Source organism: Streptomyces sp. NPDC088387 (genome assembly GCF_044753385.1).
Taxonomy (GTDB): Bacteria; Actinomycetota; Actinomycetes; order Streptomycetales; family Streptomycetaceae; genus Streptomyces.
The window spans coordinates 24,291-43,634 of record NZ_JBIVNC010000008.1 but is presented as its reverse complement, the minus strand read 5'-3'; the positions used below and the strand labels follow the sequence as shown (position 1 = coordinate 43,634).

At 70.8% G+C, this 19,344-nt stretch carries 12 protein-coding genes; 7 read left to right on the top strand and 5 right to left on the bottom strand.

The features are described from left to right. Positions 1–185 precede the first annotated feature (185 nt). The 4 genes from ACIQAC_RS21990 to ACIQAC_RS21975 form a co-directional block, all read right to left on the bottom strand. Complete coding sequence (locus ACIQAC_RS21990; RefSeq protein WP_402193483.1) at positions 186–866, bottom strand: AIM24 family protein; 681 nt, start codon at positions 864–866, stop codon at positions 186–188. Positions 867–932: 66 nt separating this feature from the next. After that, positions 933–2,327: a CAP domain-containing protein gene (locus tag ACIQAC_RS21985; RefSeq protein WP_402193482.1), complete on the bottom strand. Its 1,395-nt coding sequence runs from the start codon at positions 2,325–2,327 to the stop codon at positions 933–935. Positions 2,328–2,448: 121 nt separating this feature from the next. After that, positions 2,449–3,732, bottom strand: a complete 1,284-nt coding sequence (locus ACIQAC_RS21980; RefSeq protein WP_402193480.1) for a serine hydrolase domain-containing protein — start codon at positions 3,730–3,732, stop codon at positions 2,449–2,451. Between the two features lie 223 nt (positions 3,733–3,955). After that, on the bottom strand, positions 3,956–6,088 hold the full coding sequence (locus ACIQAC_RS21975) for an alpha-galactosidase (RefSeq protein ID WP_402193479.1): 2,133 nt from the start codon (positions 6,086–6,088) through the stop codon (positions 3,956–3,958). A 178-nt stretch (positions 6,089–6,266) separates the two neighbouring features. Here ACIQAC_RS21975 and ACIQAC_RS21970 point away from each other — a divergent pair, with 178 nt between their 5' ends. From ACIQAC_RS21970 to ACIQAC_RS21940, 7 genes are all read left to right on the top strand, one after another. Continuing rightward, on the top strand, positions 6,267–7,472 hold the full coding sequence (locus tag ACIQAC_RS21970; RefSeq protein WP_402193477.1) for an ROK family protein: 1,206 nt from the start codon (positions 6,267–6,269) through the stop codon (positions 7,470–7,472). Between the two features lie 26 nt (positions 7,473–7,498). Beyond that, positions 7,499–8,812, top strand: coding sequence for an ABC transporter substrate-binding protein (locus ACIQAC_RS21965; RefSeq protein ID WP_402193475.1), 1,314 nt, complete (start codon positions 7,499–7,501; stop codon positions 8,810–8,812). Between the two features lie 26 nt (positions 8,813–8,838). Next, positions 8,839–9,750, top strand: a complete 912-nt coding sequence (locus tag ACIQAC_RS21960; RefSeq protein ID WP_402193473.1) for a carbohydrate ABC transporter permease — start codon at positions 8,839–8,841, stop codon at positions 9,748–9,750. After that, positions 9,747–10,673, top strand: coding sequence for a carbohydrate ABC transporter permease (locus tag ACIQAC_RS21955; protein ID WP_402193471.1), 927 nt, complete (start codon positions 9,747–9,749; stop codon positions 10,671–10,673). Before ACIQAC_RS21960 ends, ACIQAC_RS21955 begins: the two co-directional genes overlap by 4 nt. 45 nt (positions 10,674–10,718) lie before the next feature. Then, entirely contained in the window at positions 10,719–12,557 is a 1,839-nt protein-coding gene (locus ACIQAC_RS21950; RefSeq protein WP_402193470.1) for an alpha-galactosidase D, read from the top strand. Positions 12,558–12,640: 83 nt separating this feature from the next. Continuing rightward, positions 12,641–15,019, top strand: a complete 2,379-nt coding sequence (locus ACIQAC_RS21945) for a glycosyl hydrolase family 95 catalytic domain-containing protein (protein ID WP_402193468.1) — start codon at positions 12,641–12,643, stop codon at positions 15,017–15,019. Positions 15,020–15,054: 35 nt separating this feature from the next. Beyond that, positions 15,055–16,230, top strand: coding sequence for an SGNH/GDSL hydrolase family protein (locus ACIQAC_RS21940; protein ID WP_402193935.1), 1,176 nt, complete (start codon positions 15,055–15,057; stop codon positions 16,228–16,230). A 56-nt stretch (positions 16,231–16,286) separates the two neighbouring features. Here the strand turns inward: ACIQAC_RS21940 and ACIQAC_RS21935 are convergent, their stop codons facing one another. Then, on the bottom strand, positions 16,287–19,277 hold the full coding sequence (locus ACIQAC_RS21935; protein ID WP_402193466.1) for an AAA family ATPase: 2,991 nt from the start codon (positions 19,275–19,277) through the stop codon (positions 16,287–16,289). Positions 19,278–19,344: the final 67 nt, after the last annotated feature.

The window sequence follows — 19,344 nt, the reverse complement described above, 5'->3', positions numbered from 1 at the left end:
CATGTATACACATTGCGTATACATGGCATGTATACGCCGTGGGTATAGTGCGCCGAAAGCCGGCCCTGACCCGCAGGGGGCCAGGGCGTCACTTGTTGTGGATCAAGACGCTGATCCGGTCGGCGGGGTTGCCCGGGCCACTCGAAGAAGTTCGCGGAAGCGACGAGTGGCCGAAAGTGATCCCGTCAGTGCTGCTGCGGCTTGGCCGGCGTGGCCTCGCTCGGCCGGACGACGACGTACCCCTGGCCCTGGAGCATCAGCTGTACGGCCTCACCGGAACCGCCGCGCAGCATCGACCCGACCGACTGGGACCGGTGCAGCGAGGTCGACAGGCCCGCGGTCCAGCCGACGACCGCGTCGGTGTCCACGTACACCGGCCACTCCTGGGACACCGGGATGACCAGCGGGTTGCCCTCACAGACCAGACCCAGCCGGCCCTGCCCGGTGAACACACTGTTGAACAGTCCGCCGCCGGCGATGCCGGAACCCTTCACCGTGGCGATCCGGTAGGACAGCGAGGCGTCGAAGCACAGCACGTTGCGGCCGTTGACGGTGAACTCGTCACCCGGCTCGATCTCGACGATGAAGCAGTTCTGCGCCTCCTGCGCGAACCACGCCTCACCCTGTCCGCGCACCGCCATCAGCGGCAGGCCCTCGCCGGTGACCGCGCGCTTGAGCATGCCGCCGACACCGCCCTGTCCCTTGCGCTCGAACTGGAGGTTGCCGCGGTAGGCGATCATCGCGCCCTGCCGGGCGAGCATCTCGCCGTTCACCGCGTACTTGACGCATTTGGCGTTCTCGACGGTCATGCCGGCCTGTGTGGCCGGCTGGACCATGTGCTCACTGGAAAAGAGGTCACCCTTCATGGGTGCATCGTGGCGTGAACCGGGCGGATGTGCCAAAGGTTCCGCCGACCCGCGTGGTCCGGTGTCTCACGCGCCGAAGAGCTGGGTCCAATAGGTGCCGGACCGGCCGCCGCCCGCGAGGCCGATCCCGATGTGGGTGAAGTCGGGCTTGAGGATGTTGGCGCGATGGCCGGGGCTGTTCATCCAGCCCGTCACGACCTCGCCGGCGGAGCGCTGCCCGCACGCGATGTTCTCCCCGACCGAGCGGCGTCTTGCCCCGGCCGCGGCGGCCCGGTCCCAGGGCCGGCTGCCGTCCGGCGCGGTGTGCGAGTAGAAGTCGCGGGCCACCATGTCGGCACTGTGCGCCTGGGCGGCCACGGTCAGCAGCGGGTCCGGGGCCAGCGGGCGAAGGCCCGCACGGATCCGCTCCCGGTTGGTGAGCTCGGTGACCTCGGCCGCCGTACGGGCCAGGTCGGCGGCGGTGAAGGGGCGGGCCCACAGCGCCGTCCAGAAGATGTCGCCGGACCTGGGCTCGGCGACCTGGCCCAGCCCCGCATGGGTGAAGGCCGCGTTGGACAGGGTGCGCCGGGGCTGCTCGGTGCGCAGGACGTACGCGACGAAGTCGGACGGCGTCCGCGGCCCGGACACCAGGTGCTCGCCGATCGTGAGGAACGTGAACCCGGCCGTGACGACCCGCTGGTAGACCGAGACGCCGTCCCCGCCCTCGACCCCGAGCCGGCCCGCCGCGGCCATCGAGGCGGCGTGCGCCTGCGCGGCCGACGACAGCCGGGCATCGAGCGAGACCGGCGGCGAACCCGCCTGCGCGCGGGCCGAGTTGACCAGACCGAGATAGCCGTCGGCGCCCGCCTGCGACGCGGCGGCTCCGGTGGGCGGCGGAGGAGCGGAGACCGGCGTGCGGAAAGGAGCGGAGAAGGGAGCGCGCGGGGGAGCGGAGACGGGAGCGCGCGGCGCGGGTATGAACGGCTGCGGGGCGGGCGCCGGCTCCTCCACGACCTCCACGCCGAAGTCCCGGGCGAGCCCGGCGAGCCCGTCGCCGTACCCCTGGCCCAGGGCGCGCAGCTTCCACGCGTCGCCGCGCCGGTAGATCTCCGCCAGCAGCAGGACCGTCTCCTGCCGGAGCGCCGGTGGGGTGAAGCGGGCCAGGGCGCGGCCGCCGGGACCGGTTACCTGGAGGCCGGGGGAGGGCAGCCGGCCGAGTGGAGTGCCGGGGTCGGCGGGGCTGACGACCACCGTGACGCGGGTGGCGCCGGGGCGCAGCGCGGCGGGGTCCACGGTCAGGGTGTCGCCGGTCAGCCGGGCGCCGGGCGCGGTGGGCTGGTTGAAGAACACGAAGTCGGCGTCGCCGCGGACCTTGCCGTCGTCGCCGGTGACGAGCGCCGACACGTCGAACGGGCCGGGCACACGCAGGGTCAGCGGGCCGCCCGGCAGCGGCACATTGCCTCCGGGGACCAACTCGGTCATGGTGCCGCCCTGGTGTGTCGTCGCCGTACGGCGAGGTCGTCGGCCGGATCTTTCCGGACAACGCGCGCGAGGGCGGCGGGGTTCCCGGGACGCCGGACGGGCCGACGTCCCGGGATGTCACTCAGTCCGCGACCGCGACCGCGACCGCGACCGAGGGCGCGATGTCCTCGTACCGCTCCACCGGTACCGAGCCGCTCCTGGTCTCGGCCTGCTTTCCGCAGAAAGCGGACTCCAGGGTGCCCAGCATGGTGTTCAGGACGGTCCCGTTGTTGGAGGTGTTGACCATGGAGGTGAGGCTGCGCCGGCCGTCCTTCGAGGTGAACGCGAAGGTGTAGTAGCCCTGCACTGCGCCGGTGTGCCCGTACACGGAGACTCCGCAGGTCAGGGTGCGGCGGCGCAGTCCGAGTCCGTACGCCTGGGTGTCGTTCACCGTCACCCAGCGCTGCATCTCGGTGAGGCTCTTCTTCGAGGTGAGCCGGCCGCCGAGCAGGGCCGAGTAGAAGGTGTTGAGGTCCTTCGCGGTGGAGATGACGGCTCCGGCGCTCTGCGCCCAGGACACCGTCTGGCGTGTCGAGTCCACCAGCCCGGCGCCGGCCTCGTCGGGGGTGAGATAGCCGCGCGCGTACCGGCCCGGGAGGGCGGTGTCGGGGTGGACGTAGAAGGTGTCGCGCAGCTTCAGCGGCTCCACGATCCGCTTGCGGTACTCGGTGGCGATCGTCCGGCCGGTCAGCTTCTCGGCGAGGAGACCCCCGACGACGAAGTTGGTGTTGGAGTAGGAGTACGCGGCGCCGGGCCGGCCCGTGCGGGGGTGGCGCAGCGAGAGGTTCACGAGCTGGCGGTACGTGAACTTCTTGGTGCGGACCGCCTCGAAGCCGGGGACGGTCTTGGCGAACATGTCGTTGGTGTAGTCGTAGAGCCCGCTGCGGTGGCTCAGCACGTGCCGGACGGTGATCTTGTCGTCCGGCAGCAGGCCGGGCAGATAGCGGTTGACCGACGTGTCGAGCTTCAGCTTGCCCTCGTCGACCAGTTGCAGCAGGACCACCGCCGTGAAGGTCTTGGTGACGCTGCCGATGCGGAACCGGTCGGCGTCGGCGGCGGCCCGGTTGGTCCCGCGGTCGGCGATGCCCACGGCCTCCTTGCGGACCGTGCCGCGCTCGTCGATCCGCGCCGTCGCGCCGGGTGCGCCCTGCCGGACGGCGGAGCGCAGCACCGCGCGCAGGCCCGCGAGGTCGGGTGCGGGAAGGGCCGCCGCGCGGACCGCTTCCTGGGAGACCGCCTGGGCCTGGGTGGCCGACCGGCCCCCGGCGACCGCCTGTTCCTCCGCCACCGCCGGTGCCGGCACCGCGAGCAGTGCCAGCACCGCCGCTCCGAATACCCCGTTCCTGCGCAGCGTTCCTGCGGTCATCGGCGGCCACTCCCGTCTTCGCCGGCGCGTCGGCCGGGCGAGATCGATCAGATCCAGGCCGGCCAACCTTCCCGCATTTCGTCACATCGCCGTGTCAGACACACAGTTGACCGCTCGCCCGGGTGAACCGGTGACGGGTCCGGACCGGGCGAGCCGGTCCCCTCAGGAGCCGTGCGCCGGGAGACGCCACGTCAGGAGTTCGTCGCTTCAGGAGTTCGTCGCGTCAGGAGTCGTTCTCCGGGAGCCGCTCCAGGTGCAGTGCCGTGCTCGCCCAGTCGCCCGCCGGCAGGTCCAGGTGCAGGCCGTACTCCGTGAGGACCGTGGCGTGGTGGACCGTCCCGGTGTCCGTGTCGCGGTAACGGGCGCCCGGCGTCAGTCCGCGCAGCCGGACCGGCAGCCGGGGTGTCCCGTGCCGCGGCTGCCGCCGGTACGCAAGGACCAGCACCTCGCCGGCGTCCTCGGCCGCGTACTGGACGACCGTCGGCCCGGGGTCGGCCGGTGCCTGGAGCCGGTACAGCGCGCCCTGTTGGACCAGGTGCCGGACCCGCTTGTACATGGCGACCAGGTCCGCGGCCTCGGTGATCTCGGCCTCGCTCCAGTGCGTGAGGTCCCCGCCGATGCCGAGCAGCCCGGCCATCGCGACGTGGAAGCGGAACGACAGCGGGACGGTGCGGCCGGTGAGCTGGTTCGGCACGTCCGTCACCCAGGCCGACATGGTCCGCGCCGGGTAGATCTGCGCGTAGCCGTGCTGGATCCAGAGCCGGTCCTCGGCGTCGGTGTTGTCCGACGGCCACGCCTGGTCGGTACGGGAGAGGATCCCCAGGTCGACCCGGCCGCCGCCACCGCTGCACGCCTCGATGCGCAGGTCCGGATGGTCGGCGCGCAGCCGGTCGAGCACACCGTAGAGATTCGTCACGTACCGCGTCCACAGGCGGTCGCCGCCGCCCGGTTCCCCGGGGCGGCCCGCCTCGCCGAAGGCACGGTTCATGTCCCACTTCAGGAAGTCGATGCCGTGGTCCCCGACGAGCCGGGTGAGCCAGCCGTACGCCCAGTCGGCGATCTCCGGGCGGGAGAAGTCGAGGACGAGTTGGTTGCGCATCTCGGTGCGGGGCCGGCCGGGCACGTGCAGCACCCAGTCGGGGTGCGCGCGGTACAGATCGCTGTCCGGGTTGACCATCTCCGGCTCGACCCAGATCCCGAACCGCATGCCGAGCCCGTGCACATGGTCGGCCAGCGGGCCGAGTCCGTCCGGGAACCGCTCGCTCGGCGTCCAGTCACCCAGCCCGGCGTGATCGCTGCGGCGGGCGCCGAACCAGCCGTCGTCCACGACGAACAGCTCCACGCCGAGCGCCGCGGCCCGCTTGGCGAGCGCCCGCTGGCCGTCCTCGTCGACGTCGAAGCCCGTCGCCTCCCAGGAGTTGTAGAGAACGGGCGCCAACTCGTCGGCGTGCGGCAGTACTTGGGCGCGGGCGTAGGCGTGCCAGGCGCGGCTCGTGGCGCCGAAACCGCCCTCGCTGAAGAGCCCCGCGCACACCGGGGTGGTGAACTCCTCGCCGGGGCCGAGCGGCAGGACCGTCCCCTCGTGGCCGATGCCCGCGGTGAAGCCGGCCCGGCCGTCGGGGGTGCGCTGCGCGGTGAGCCGCCAGCCGCCGCTCCAGGCGAGCGCCGCGCTCCACACCCGGCCCTGCTCCTCGTCGGCCGTGCCCGCGTCGAACATGACCCACGGGGCGGCGTGGTGGCTGGTGATGCCACGGCGACTGGTCAGCACGGTCTCACCGTGCGGCAGCGGCTCGCGACGCAGCTGGCTCTCGGCCGACCACTGGCCGGTGATGTGGCTGAATCTGTACTCCGGCAGCGGCGGCAGCGTCCAGGCGCCCGAGTCGGCGCGCAGTACGTCCACCTGTTCCTCGCCGGTGTTGCGCAGCACGGTCCAGCGCTCCACGACGTCCGTGTCCGCGCGCACCAGGTAGTGCAGCGCGACCTCCAGCGGGTACAGCCGGTCGCGGAACCGCAGGACGAGTTCCTCGCTGCCGGGCGCCGGGCGGAGCACCTCGTGTCCCTCGGCCTGCCACTCGAAGCCCCGGGTGCCGTCGGCGTGCCGGACCTGGAGCGACGGTGTGCCGTAGTGGACGCCGTCGTCCGCCGGCAACTCCTCGCCCACCGCGCGCCGCCCCTCGAAACTGCTGGGCGGCTCCCCGAGCGGAACGGTGAGCTCCGCGGCCTCGGCCAGGGAAAGCCGGGGCCCCCACGCGACATGGCCGGGCGCGCCGGTCTCGTCGATGCGCAGGGCGTACGACGTGTGCGGGGTGGCGAGCAGCCAGACCCCGGCGTCGGCGGAGTGGGAGATCAGCGGCATGAGGCCTCACGTTCCAAGCTGGGCAGATGCTGACCCTTAGCCAACGCGACCTTCGATCAACTGTCAACGGGTGGGTGTATCAGGTGTTTTGCATGCCATACCCGGGGTTCAATCACAGTTTCATCAGTTCCTGCTTCTTTCATTGACACCGGAAAATAACAGCCATAGGTTCCCGGCCATGCAGTCGACCTCTCCTCCCGAGGCATTTCCGGCGCAGACGCCGGCCGTGGCACAGATCTTCACCACGGTGCTCTCACACGGCCCGCTCACCCGTTCCGAGGTGGCCGAGCGCGCCGGGCTGTCCGCCGCCGCGGTCACCAAGGCGGTACGGCCGCTGATCGAGGCCGGGTACCTGGTGGAGGACACCGACGACGCCCGCCGCGCTCTGGGGCGGCCGGCCAATCCGGTGCGGGTCGACGCCGGACGTGCGCTCTTCGTCGGAGTCAAGGCGACCGGCGACGAACTCATCGCGGTCCTCACCGACCTGTGCTGCCGGATCCGCGTGGCCCGGCACATGCCGCTCACCGACCCGGCGCCGGGCGCGGTGCTCACCGCGATCTCCGAGCTGGTCGGGGAACTGCTCACCGAGGCCGAGGGCTTCGGCGTCCCGGTACTCGGTCTGGGTCTCGCCGTCTCCGGCGACGTGGACCGCGCCGAGGGAGTTGTCCGGTATTCACCGTTCCTGGAGTGGCGCGATGTCGCCCTCGCCGAACTCGCGAGCATGACGACCGGGCTGCCGGTCACCGTGGAGAACGACGTACGGGCCCTCACCGTCGCCGAGCAGTGGTTCGGCGCCGGCGTCGGACTGTCCGACTTCGCCGTCGTCACCGTCGGCGCGGGCATCGGCTGCGGACTCGTCGTCCACGGGCAGGTGGTGGCCGGAGCGCACGGGGTGGCCGGCGAGATCGGCCACGTGGCCATCGACCCGGCCGGGCCGCTGTGCCGCTGCGGCAACCGGGGCTGTGTGGAGGCGATCGCCGCCGACACCGCGATCCTCGCCCGGATCCGCGAGACCACGGGCCTCGCCGTCACCGACACCGCGCAGGCCGTCGACCTCGCCCACCAGGGACACCCGGGGGTGCGGGAGGTGTACGCCGCGGCCGGCGAGGCGATCGGCCGCGGTATCGCCACCGTGGCCAATCTGTTCGGGCCGGAGCGTGTGGTCATCTCCGGCGAGGGCCTGGCCGCCTACGACCTGTTCGCCGAGCAGATCCGCGACACCTTCACCGCGTACGCGTTCGGCTCGGCCGCGCAGTGCGACGTACAGACCCGCCCGCTGACCTTCGAGGAGTGGGCGCGCGGTGCAGCCGCGACCGCGATCCAGAGCTTCATCCGATCCGACAACCAAGCGCAGCGCACCCACAGCGCTGCGGCGCGCGCCTAGCACGCAACTAGCACGAGGAGCGACGAATGACGCAGCAGAGCCGCACCCCCCTGGCTGCGCAGGGCCCCGGCCGGCGCAGAGTGGTCGGCGGACTGATGGGCCTGTCCGCGGCCGCCCTGGCCGCTCCCGTCCTCACCGCCTGCGGCGGGGGACCGGGGGCCGACCCCAAGACGGTCACCTTCGGCTCCAACGGCGCCGACGCCACGCCCAAGAAGGCGTACGAGGCCGTCACCAAGGCGTTCGCCGCCGACTCCGACCTCAAGGTGAAGACGAACACCGTCGACCACGACACCTTCCAGTCGAGCATCACCAGCTATCTCCAGGGCACCCCGGACGACGTCTTCACCTGGTTCGCCGGCTACCGCATGCAGTACTTCGCGAAGAAGGGCCTCGCGAGCCCCATCGACGACGTCTGGGATGTCATCGGCGACGGCTTCAGCGACGCCGCGAAGCAGCTCTCCAAGGGCGAGGACGGCAAGTACTACTTCGTGCCGCTCTACAACTACCCGTGGGCGGTGTTCTACCGGAAGAGCGTCTTCAAGGACCGCGGCTACCAGGTGCCCACCAAGTGGGACGAGTTCATCGCGCTGTCCAAGCAGATGAAGAAGGACGGCCTCTCCCCGATCAGTGCCGGCTACGGCGGCGGCGACAGCTGGTCCGTCCTCGGCGCCTTCGACTACGTCGACCTGCGGGCCAACGGCTACGACTTCCACATGCAGCTGATGCGCGGCGAGGTCTCCTGGACCGACAAGCGCGCCGTGCGCGTCCTCGACACCTGGCGCGAGCTGACCGCCTACTACCAGACCGGCGGCGCCGGCCGCTCCTGGCAGGACGCGGCCCAGTCCCTGATCGACAAGAAGTCCGGCATGGCCGTCATCGGCCTCTTCCTCGGACAGCAGATCACCGACGAGGCGATACGCGACGACATCGACTTCTTCGCCTTCCCGGAGATCGACAGTGCGTACGGCCTGGACGCCGTGGAGGCGCCCACCGACGGCTTTATGCTCAGCCGGAAGCCGAAGAACGAGGACGGCGCGAAGAAGTTCCTGGAGTTCCTGGGCGGTGCCCGCGCCGAGGAGCTGTACATGGGCGTCGACCCGAGCAACCTCGCCGCCAACGACCAGGCGAAGACCTCCTCGTACAACGCGCTTCAGACCAAGTCGGCCGAACTCATCGGCTCCGCCAAGAACATCACCCAGTTCGCCGACCGGGACAGCGACCCGGGCTTCATCTCCACCGTGGTCCTGCCCGGCCTCGTCGAGTGGCTCGGCCACCCGGACGACGGCACCGACACACTCAAGAAGATCGAGTCCCAGCGCTCGCGCTTCTTCACTTCCTGACCGGGACCGGAAAGGCCTCCTCACCCGTGTCCTCCGCGACCTCCCCCGGCCGGCTGAGCCGAGGCGACCGTCTCTTCCTGACGTTCGTCATCGGCGTGCCGCTGCTCGCCCTGTTCGTCTTCGTCTGGCTGCCCGCCCTCGCCTCGATCGCGCTGTCGTTCACCACCTGGGACGGCATCGATCTGTCCGACATCAAGTGGACGGGCTTCGAGAACTACTCCCAGATCTTCACCAACTACCCGCCGTTCTGGCCGGCCGTCCAGCACAACGTGATCTGGCTGCTGTTCACGGCGCTGCTGCCCACGCCGTTCGGGATGTTCCTGGCGTACCAGCTCGACAAGCAGATCCGGTTCTCGAAGTTCTACCAGACCGCGATCTTCCTGCCGATGGTGCTCTCGCTGGCGGTGGTCGGCTTCATCTGGGAGATCATCTACAACCCCGACACCGGGCTGCTCAACAGCGTGCTCGGCGCCGTCGGCATGAGTGACCACATCGACTGGCTCGGCAACCCCGACCTGAACCTGTGGGCCGTACTCGTCGCGTCGGGCTGGCGGCACACCGGCTACATCATGATCCTCTACCTGGCCGGGCTGAAGAGCGTCGACCCGGCCCTGCGGGAGGCCGCGTCGCTCGACGGCGCCAACGGACGCCAGACCTTTTTCAAGGTCATCTTCCCCACGCTCAAGCCGGTCAACATCATCATCCTCGTGGTGACGGTGATGGAGTCCCTGCGCGCCTTCGACATCGTCTATGTCCTGGGCGGCGGCACCGGCAGCAAACCCGGCATGGAACTGCTGTCCCTGCTCATCACCGACAACATCGTCGGCGAGGCGGGACACATCGGCTACGGCTCCGCGCTCGCCGTGATCCTGCTGCTCGTGTCGCTCGCCGCGATCGGCACCTTCCTCGTACAGACCTTCCGGAAGGAGGACCAGTGACCACCACCGTCGACCGGCCCGCCTCCCACGCCGAGTCCGGACGCCGGCGCTCGCCGAAGAACGGCCCCAAGCGGCCGCCGCGCAACCTCGGCCGCCATCTGCTGCTCGGCGGCGTCGCCGTCCTGTGGCTCATCCCGCTCCTGTGGGCCGTGTACACCTCCCTCAGGTCGTACGAGGACACCTCCAGCAACGGCTACTTCTCCTGGCCGCGCAGCTTCAGCCTGTCGAACTTCACGGACGCCTGGTCCCAGTCCGGCATGCCGCACTTCTTCTGGAACTCCGTGCTCATCACCGTCCCCGCGGTGCTCGGCACGCTGCTGTTCTCCGCGGCGGTGGCGTTCTTCGTCTCCCGCTTCGACTTCCGGTTCAACCTCGTACTGCTGATGCTGTTCACCGCGGGCAACCTGCTGCCCGCCCAGGTGCTCATCACCCCGCTGTACCGGCTGTACCTGCTCGTCCCGCTGCCGTGGTGGATGAGCGACTCGATGCTGCTGTACGACTCGGTCTGGGGCATCATCGCGATCAACATCGCGTACCAGTGCGGGTTCTGCACCTTCGTCCTCAGCAACTACATGAAGACGATCCCGAAGGAGATCACCGAGGCCGCCCAGGTCGACGGCGCCCCCGTGTGGCGACAGTTCTTCCAGATCATCCTGCCGCTGTGCCGGCCGGCCTTCGCGGCGCTTGCCACGCTCGAGTCGATCTGGATCTACAACGACTTCTTCTGGCCCCTCACCCTCATCGACACCGGCGACAAGCGGCCCATCACCTCCGCGCTCGCCAACCTCCAGGGCGCCTACTTCACCAACCCCAACCTGATCGCGGCCGGCGCCCTCATGACCGCGATCCCCACGCTGCTGGTTTACTTCGCGCTCCAGCGCCAGTTCATCAGCGGGCTCACCATCGGCTCGAGCAAGGGCTGAGCCGCCCTCGTATCCCTCGCCGCACCGAAACAGGAGGTACGACCCATGCGGTCATCCTCGTTCGCCGCCCTGCCCGGACGCCGACTGAGAACGCTCGTCGTCCTGGCCCTCACCGCGGGACTCGCGACCGCCGTCCCGGCCGCCCAGGCGGAGACCGCCGCGCCGCCGGCTGTCACGACGCAGGCCGCCGTCACCGCGGACTCCGCCGCCACCGTGGCCGCCAAGCCCTACATGGGCTGGACGAGCTGGACCATGCAGTCGTCGAAGTACCCGGGCCTCAACCCGAAGGGCGACTACAGCTATCTGTCCGAGGCCAACGTCATCAAGCAGACGGACGCCATGGCCGCCAAGCTGAAGAACTACGGCTACGAGTACATCAACATCGACGCCGGCTGGTGGATGGACTGGTCCTGGAAGTCGCAGTACGACGAGTACGGCCGGCAGAAGGCCGACCCGGTGCGCTTCCCGAGCGGGATGAAGGCCGTCGCCGACCGCATCCACTCCAAGGGCCTCAAGGCCGGCATCTACCTGCCGGTCGGCCTGGAGAAGGGCGCCTACAACGACGGCAAGACCCCGATCTGGAACGCCGAGGGCTGCACCACCGCCGATGTCGTCTACGACGACCTGCGGACCACCAACGGCTGGGACAGCGCCTACAAGATCGACTTCTCCAACCCCTGCGGACAGAAGTACATCGACTCCCAGGCGCAGATGTTCGCCGACTGGGGCTATGACTTCCTGAAGCTGGACGGCGTCGGCCCCGGCTCGTTCAAGAACGGCGACAACTACAACAACGTCGCCGACGTGGCCGCCTGGCAGAAGGCCATCGCCACCGCAGGCCGCCCCCTGCACCTGGAACTCTCCTGGTCCCTCGCCTACGCGAACGCCGCGGACTGGAAGAAGTACTCCAACGGCTGGCGCATCGACACCGACGTGGAGTGCTACTGCAACACCCTCGTCGGCTGGGAGAACTCCGTCGACGACCGCTGGGACGACGCCCCGGCCTGGACCGACCACGCCGGCCCCGGCGGCTGGAACGACCTGGACTCCCTCAACGTCGGCAATGGTGAGATGGACGGTCTCACCAAGGCCGAGCGGCAGAGCTACGCCACCCTGTGGGCGATAGCCAAGTCCCCGCTCTACACCGGCGACGACCTCACCAAGCTCGACTCCTACGGGCTGTCCCTGCTGACCAACCGCGAGGTCATCGCGATCAACCAGCAGGACAACACCAAGCCCGCCGAGCCGGTCACCTCCGCCAACCCGCAGCAGGTGTGGGCGGCGAAGAACCCCAACGGCACCTACACGGTCGCGCTGTTCAACCTCGCCGACTCGCCCGCCTCGGTCACCGCGAACTGGTCGACCCTCGGCTTCACGGGCAAGGCCTCGGTGCGCGACAACTGGAACAAGGAGAACCTCGGCTCCTACACGGACAAGATCACCCAGGCGCTGCCCGCGCACGGCTCCCGCCTGTTCACCGTCACCCCGCGCGGCACCGCCCTCCAGTGGACCGGCTACGAGGCCGAGGCCGGCACCAACACCCTGACCGGCAACGCCAACGTGGCCGACTGCTCCGCCTGCTCGGGCGGCAAGAAGGTCGGCAACCTCTACACCGGCGGCAAGCTGACCTTCAACGACATCAAGGTGGCCAAGGCCGGCACCTACCAGGTCAAGGTCGGCTACGTCAGCGGTGACTCCCGCTCGATCGCCGTCTCGGCCAACGGCGGTGGCGGCACCACGCACAAGTTCGCGTCCACGGGCGACTGGGGAACGACGAACAGCGTCTACGTGCCCGTGAAGCTCAAGGCCGGGGCCAACACGATCACGTTCGACAGCGGGAACGGCTACGCCCCGGACATCGACCGGATCGACGTACAGAAGTAGCCCTCCCGATCTCCTTCCGTCCTCCCCACGGGGGCCCGCCCCGCACCGGGCGGGCCCCCGCCTCAGACGCATCCGGAGCCGCAATGAACAGCACCCCGAACGACCCGAGCAGAAGAACCGTTCTCTCTCTCGCCGGTACGGCCGGTCTGACGGCAGCCCTCGCCACGCTGCCCGCCTACACCGCCTCCGCCGCGCCCGCCCGCCCCACCGAGGACGCCGTACTGTCCTCCGGTGCCGCCAAGCAGCAGCTGTGGTGGCAGGCCCCCGGCGACGAGGGCTCGCTCATCGAACAGGGCCTGCCGATCGGCAACGGCCGCCTCGGCGCCCTCGCGAGCAACGACCCCGGCCGCGAACTGCTGATGATCACCGACGTCACCATGTGGACCGGCGGACTCAACGGCACCCTCGAGAGCGACGGCCAGTTCCCCTACGGCCGCACCGACTTCGGTTCCTTCACCCTGCTCGCCAAGCTCGCCATCGACATCCCCGACCACGACCTCGGCAACGTCAACGGCTACCGCCGTACCCTCGACCTCGCCCAGTCCCTGGTCACCAGCTCCTACGTCCGCTCCGGCGTCACCTACCGGCGCGAGATGTACGCGAGCCACCCCGACGACGTGATCGTCCTGCACTTCACCCAGAGCGGCGGCGGCCGCTACACCGGCTCGATCAGCCTGACCGGCACCCACGGCGAGACCATCACCGCCGCCGAGTCCTTCGGCGCCACCCTCGCCAACGGACTGCGCTACGGCGCCGCCGTCAAGGCCCGCTCCAACGGCGGCAAGGTCACCGTCAACGGTACCCGCATCGACTTCACGGGGTGCAGGGAACTCACCGTCGTCCTCAGCGCCGGCACCAATTACGCTCCCGACGTCGAGAAGAACTACCGCAACCCCTCCCTCGACCCGCAGAAGCTCGCCCGCACCAAGGTCCGCGACGCCCTGTCGGAATCGGCCGACTCGCTGCGCCGCACCCACATCGCCGACTACCGCAAGCTGTACGGGCAGATGGACCTCTCGCTCGGCACGTCCTCGGCCGAACAGCGCGAGCTGGACACCTGGGAGCGCCTGCACGCGCGCGACCGCGACGACGTACCCGACCCCGAACTCGAAGCGGCCTACCTCCAGTTCGGCCGCTACCTCACGATCTCCGGCTCCCGCGACAGCCTGCCCCTGAACCTCCAGGGCGTGTGGCTCGACGGCAACGACCCGGACTGGATGGGCGACTACCACACCGACGTCAACATCCAGATGAACTACTGGATGACCGACCGGGCCGGCCTCTCCCAGTGCTTCGACGCCTTCACCGACTACTGCCTCGACCAGCTCCCGTCCTGGACCGAGCTGACCAAGAAGCACTTCAACGACCCGCGCAACCGCTTCCGCAACTCCAGCGGCAAGATCGCCGGATGGACGGTCGCCTTCTCCACCAACATCCACGGCGGCCTCGGCTGGTGGTGGCACCCCGCGGGCAACGCCTGGCTCTGCCAGAGCCTGTGGGAGCACTACGAGTTCACCCAGTCCCGCACCCACCTCGCGAAGATCTACCCGCTGCTCAAGGGCGCCGTCGAGTTCTGGGAGTCGCGGCTGCTCACCACGACCCTGCCGGGGACCTCGCAGGAGGTCCTCATCGCGGACAGCGACTGGTCGCCCGAGCACGGCCCGCAGGACGCCAAGGGCATCACCTACGCCCAGGAACTGGTGTGGATGCTGTTCGGCTACTACGCCATCGCGTCCGCCGAGCTGAAGCGCGACGCCCGCCATGCGGACAAGATCGCGAGTATGCGCAAGCGGCTGTACCTGCCGAAGGTGAGCCCGACCTCGGGCTGGCTGGAGGAGTGGATGTCGCCCGACAACCTCGGTGAGACCACCCACCGCCACCTGTCGCCGCTGATCAACCTCTTCCCCGGCGACCGCATCCGCCCCGACGGCTCCACCCCCAAGGAGATCGTCGACGGCGCCACCGCGCTGCTCACCGCACGCGGCATGGAGAGCTTCGGCTGGGCCAACGCCTGGCGCAGCCTGTGCTGGGCCCGCCTCAAGGACGCCGACAAGGCCTACCAGCTGATCGTCAACAACCTCCGCCCCTCCGTCGACGGCAGCAACGGCACGGCCTTCAACCTCTTCGACATCTACGAGGTGGAGAAGGGCCGCGGCATCTTCCAGGCCGAGGCCAACTGGGGCACCCCCGCCGCCATGCTGGAGATGCTGCTGTACTCCCGCCCCGGCCACCTGGAGCTGCTCCCGGCGCTCCCGGACGCCTGGGCCGAGTCCGGCTCCGTCACCGGCGTCGGCGCCCGCGGCGGTTTCGTCGTCGACCTGCGCTGGAAGAACGGCAGGCCCACGTCGGCGAAGATCCGCAGTGTCGGCGGACGCACCACCACCGTCGAGTTCGCGGGCCGCACCCGCACCGTGACCCTCAAGCCCGGCGCGTCGGTCACCCTGAAGGACTTCGACCGGTGAACCGCCGGATCGTGTCGACGGGCGGGGCGCTCGCCATGGTGTGCGCCCTGCTCGTCCCGTCCGGCCAGGCACTCGCGGCCAACACCGGGCTGTCGGCCGCCGCGGCCAAGCACTCCGTGGTCACCTGGGGCTCCAGCGCCGACCGGCTCGGCGAGGGCGTCGCCGACCGGGCCTACCGGCTCGTGGTGCACACCAGTGTCGGGGGCGACAACGTACGGATCCGGCTGTCGAACGCCTTCGGCGACCGGCCCGTCACCTTCGACAACGTCTACGCCGGCTTGCAGAAGACCGGTGCGGAACTCGTCCGGGGCAGCAACAAACGGCTGACGTTCGCCGGCGCCCGCTCGGTCACGGTGCCGGCCGGACAGACCGTCTACAGCGACCCGCTGCCCGGAAAGCTCGCCGCCGAGTCCAACCTCGTCGTCAGCATCCACAGCCCGGACGCGGCCGGCCCCGCGACCGGGCACGGCATGGCCATGGCCACGTCGTACATCACCGAGGGCGACCACACCGCCGAGGAGGGCGCCGCCAACTGGACCGGCCAGATCGGCTCCTGGTACTACCTCGACGCCGTGTCCGTACGGACCAGCTCCTCGATCGGCGCGGTCGTCGCGCTCGGCGACTCCATCACCGACGGCTGGCAGTCCTCGACAGACCTCAACCGCCGCTGGCCCGACTACCTGGCCCGCCGGCTGCGCACCTCCACCGCGACGACCGTCGAGGGCGTCGCCAACGAGGGCATCTCCGGCAACAAGGTGCTCGCCGACGGCGCCGGACAGAGCGCGCTCAACCGGCTGGACCGCGACGTCCTGTCCCATCCCGGGGTCAGGACCGTGTTCCTCTTCGAGGGCGTCAACGACATCAAGGCTCACAGCGGAGTCACCGCCCAGGACATGATCGCCGGATACCGGGAGATCATCGACCGGGCCCACGACGCCGGAAAGTGTGTCGTCGGCGCTACCGTCGGCCCCTTCAAGGGCTGGTCGGAATGGGACCCGGCCGCCGAGGCCGTACGACAGGAGGTCAACGAGTTCATCCGGGACAGCGGCGAACTCGACGGCGTGACCGACTTCGACAAGGCACTGCGCAGTCCCTACGACCACGAGCGCATCCTGCCGTTCTTCGACAACGGCGACCATCTGCACCCCAACGACAAGGGGATGCAGGCCATGGCCGACGCCGTCGACCTGGGCAGCCTCGACTGCAAGTAGCGGCGTGAGTCAGCCCGCGGAAGAGTGAGTCCGCCCGTGGAAGGGCGAGTCGCCGCTCAGCCGGAGGCGGTGCGATCCGGGGCGATCAGCCCCTGCCGATAGGCGATCGCCACCGCCTCCGTGCGGCTCGCCGCACCCAGCTTGGCGAGGATGTTGGACACATGCACACTCGCCGTCTTGCCGGTGATGAACAGCTCCTCGCCGATCTGCCGGTTGCTGCGCCCGAGCGCCAGCAGCCGCATGACGTCCTGCTCGCGGGCCGTCAGCGGTGACGGCCCGGCGGGCGCGGCCTCCGTGAGCCCGGCACGGCGCGTCAGAGCGTCCAGCCGCTCCAGCAGCACCGTGGCGCCGAGTTCCACCGCCGTCTCGCGGGCCGCGCCGGCCACCACCTCCGCCTCGTCGCGGCGCTCCGCCGCCAGCAGGGCCTCCGCCAACCGCAGCCGGCAGCGCGCCCGTTCGTAGACGTCCCCGAAGTCGAAGGCGGCGACCGCCTTCTCCCAGGCCGTGGGGTCCGGTCCGGTGGCCGCGCGCAGCCACTCCGCCTCCGCGCGGGCCAGCCACGCCATCCCCTCCGGGCCCTGCGGCGCCCGGTCGTTGCCGCGCTCGGCCGTCTCACGGGCCAGCTCCACCAGCTCCGTCGCGATCTCCGTCCACCGCGCGACCCCGGCGGTGTCGCCCGCCGAGCGCAGCGCCGTCGCCACGTCACCGACGGCGGACAGGGCCAGCGCGGCCAGCCGGACCGTCGCGTCGGGCCGCGTCCCCCCGTCGTCCGTCAGCTCCTCCACCGCCGTCCGCATCCGCGCCACCGCCGCCTCGGCGTCACCACGCTGGGCCGCCGCGTCGGTGAGCGTGATCCCGGCGACCAGATGGGCCATCCAGTCGAACGGACCCGCGAGCAGGGCACCCGCCGCCTCCTCCACGGCCCCGGTCCCGCCCCGGGCCAGCGTCACGTACAGCGCGGGTCCCACCGAGAAGCCGCCCGCCGGGGGCAGCAGTTCGGTGTCGGCCTTCGCCGCCCGCACACACTCGTCCCAGCGGCCCAGCGTGTACAGCACCACCAGCTGGAGGTAGCGCATCTCCAGCGGATACGGCGACGACAGCAGGCCCGCGCGGCGCGCCCGGTCCAGGCCCTCGGCCAGCCAGGGCAGACACGCGTCCAGGTCCCCGGACTCGAAGCAGCCCATCGCCAGGTTGAACAACGCCCGCATCTCCACGGGCGCGTTGCCCGCGGAACGGGCCAGCTCCCGGGCCTCACGCAGCCGTTCACGGCCCTGCTCGGTGCGCCGCCCGCCGCCCTCGATGGCCGCCAGCGAGACCAGCAGATCGGCACGGGCGTCCGTGACGTCCAGCCGCTCGGCCACCGGCAGCGCCCGGCGCGCCACCTCCAGCGCGGTACGGAAGTCGCCCACCTGCCGGGCCGCCAGCACATGCGTGGCAGCCGCCCACACCCATGTCGGCGACGGCGGCTCGGCCGGGATCAGCTCCAGCGCCTCGCTGCTGTACGCGAACGCGGCCGTCAGGTTGTCGACCCCGAGCAGGTTCCCGGCGAGCGTGTACCGCACCCGCGCGGCCAGTTCCGAGCTGGTGTCCTGTCCGACGCCGGCCAGCGCGGAGCGGGTGAGGGACACCGCGCGGTGCGCCTCACCGGCGTGCGCGGCCGCCGCCGACGCCCGCAGCGTCAGCGCGATCCGCTCGATGCCCTCGCCCGAGGGGCGGGCCGCCGGGTCCACCGACGCCCACAGTTCGAGCGCCGCCTCCAGATGGCGCAGCTCCTCGGCGGGCGCGCCGACCCGCCGGGCGTGGTCGCCGGCCTCCAGCGACGCGGCGAGCGCCTCGGCCAGGTCATGGCTCTCGCGGTAGTGGTGCGCACGCTCCGCGGCCGTCTCCGACGCACGCCCCCGGGCGGCCAGCAGCCGCGCGAACGCCCCGTGCAGCCTCGACCGTTCACCCGGCAGCAGATCGGCGTAGACCGCCTCGCGCGCGAGGGCGTGGCGGAACGTGTAGGTGTCGTCGTCGCCCGGTACGAGGAGCTGCCGGCCGATGGCCTCGCGCAGCGCCCGCTCCAACTCGTCCTCGGGCAGCCCGACCGCGCCGCTCAGGATCTCGTGCTCCACCCGCCGCCCGGCGACCGCGGCGGTGCGCAGCACCTGCTGCGCGGTGTCGGAGAGCTGCTCGAAGCGGATGAGCAGTACGTCGGCGAGCCCGCTGGGCACCCCGCCGGCCCCGGTGCCGGTGGCGGCCACCAGCTCCTCGGCGTAGAAGGCGTTGCCCTCGGCGCGTTCGACGATCCGGCGGACCGTGGTGTCCGGCAGCGGCCGGCCGCCCAGTGCGCGTACCAGCGTCGCCACCTCGGCGTCGGGCATGGGCCGCAGCTCCAGCCGCTCGACGGAGGGCAGCCGCACCAGCTCGGCGAGGAGCGGGCGCAGCGGGTGGCGGCGGTGCAGATCGTCCGCGCGGTAGCTGGCCAGGACGGCGAGCCGGTGTGTCGGCGTACCGCCCGCCGATCGCTGGAGGATGCCCCGGCTCAGCAGGAACCGCAGCAGGTCCCGGGACGACTGGTCGGCCCAGTGCAGGTCCTCCAGCACCAGCAGCAGCGGGGCCCGCTCGGCCAGCTCCGCGAGCAGGGCGGCCATGCCCTCGAAGAGCCGCAGCCGTCCGCCGCCACCGCCCGCCCGCGCGCCCCCGGTCTCGTCCTCGCCCGCCGCGTCCGCGCCGATACCGAGCAGCCGCTCGGCCGTGGGGTGGGCGGCGAGCACCGGCGCGAACCGCTCGTCGGCGGCGAGCGCGCCGAGGATCTCGGTGAACGGCAGATAGGGCAGACCGACATCCCCGAGGTCCACACAGTGGCCCGCCAGAACGGTCATGCCCTCCCGCGCGGCCCGCGCGGCGACCTCGTCCAGCAGCCGCGTCTTGCCCACACCGGCGTCCCCGGCCACCAGCACGGCCCGCGCCTCACCGCCCCGGGCCCGCTCCAGCACCCCGGACAGCCGGGACAACTCCTCGTCCCGGCCGACCAGCGGCGTGGCGGAAAACGCGATCTGAGACACAGCGCCATCCTGCCACTCGACACCGACAGCACCATGATCGCCCCGGAGCGGGTGGGCGGCAGCGAGC

Excerpts from the sequence above, each read along its gene's own strand:
- ACIQAC_RS21985 (WP_402193482.1), bottom strand. The coding sequence starts at position 2,327 with ATGACCGAGTTGGTCCCCGGAGGCAATGTGCCGCTGCCGGGCGGCCCG.
- ACIQAC_RS21965 (WP_402193475.1), top strand. The coding sequence starts at position 7,499 with ATGACGCAGCAGAGCCGCACCCCCCTGGCTGCGCAGGGCCCCGGCCGG.
- ACIQAC_RS21980 (WP_402193480.1), bottom strand. The coding sequence starts at position 3,732 with ATGACCGCAGGAACGCTGCGCAGGAACGGGGTATTCGGAGCGGCGGTG.
- ACIQAC_RS21975 (WP_402193479.1), bottom strand. The coding sequence starts at position 6,088 with ATGCCGCTGATCTCCCACTCCGCCGACGCCGGGGTCTGGCTGCTCGCC.
- ACIQAC_RS21970 (WP_402193477.1), top strand. The coding sequence starts at position 6,267 with ATGCAGTCGACCTCTCCTCCCGAGGCATTTCCGGCGCAGACGCCGGCC.
- ACIQAC_RS21990 (WP_402193483.1), bottom strand. The coding sequence starts at position 866 with ATGAAGGGTGACCTCTTTTCCAGTGAGCACATGGTCCAGCCGGCCACA.
- ACIQAC_RS21940 (WP_402193935.1), top strand. The coding sequence starts at position 15,055 with ATGGTGTGCGCCCTGCTCGTCCCGTCCGGCCAGGCACTCGCGGCCAAC.
- ACIQAC_RS21945 (WP_402193468.1), top strand. The coding sequence starts at position 12,641 with ATGAACAGCACCCCGAACGACCCGAGCAGAAGAACCGTTCTCTCTCTC.
- ACIQAC_RS21950 (WP_402193470.1), top strand. The coding sequence starts at position 10,719 with ATGCGGTCATCCTCGTTCGCCGCCCTGCCCGGACGCCGACTGAGAACG.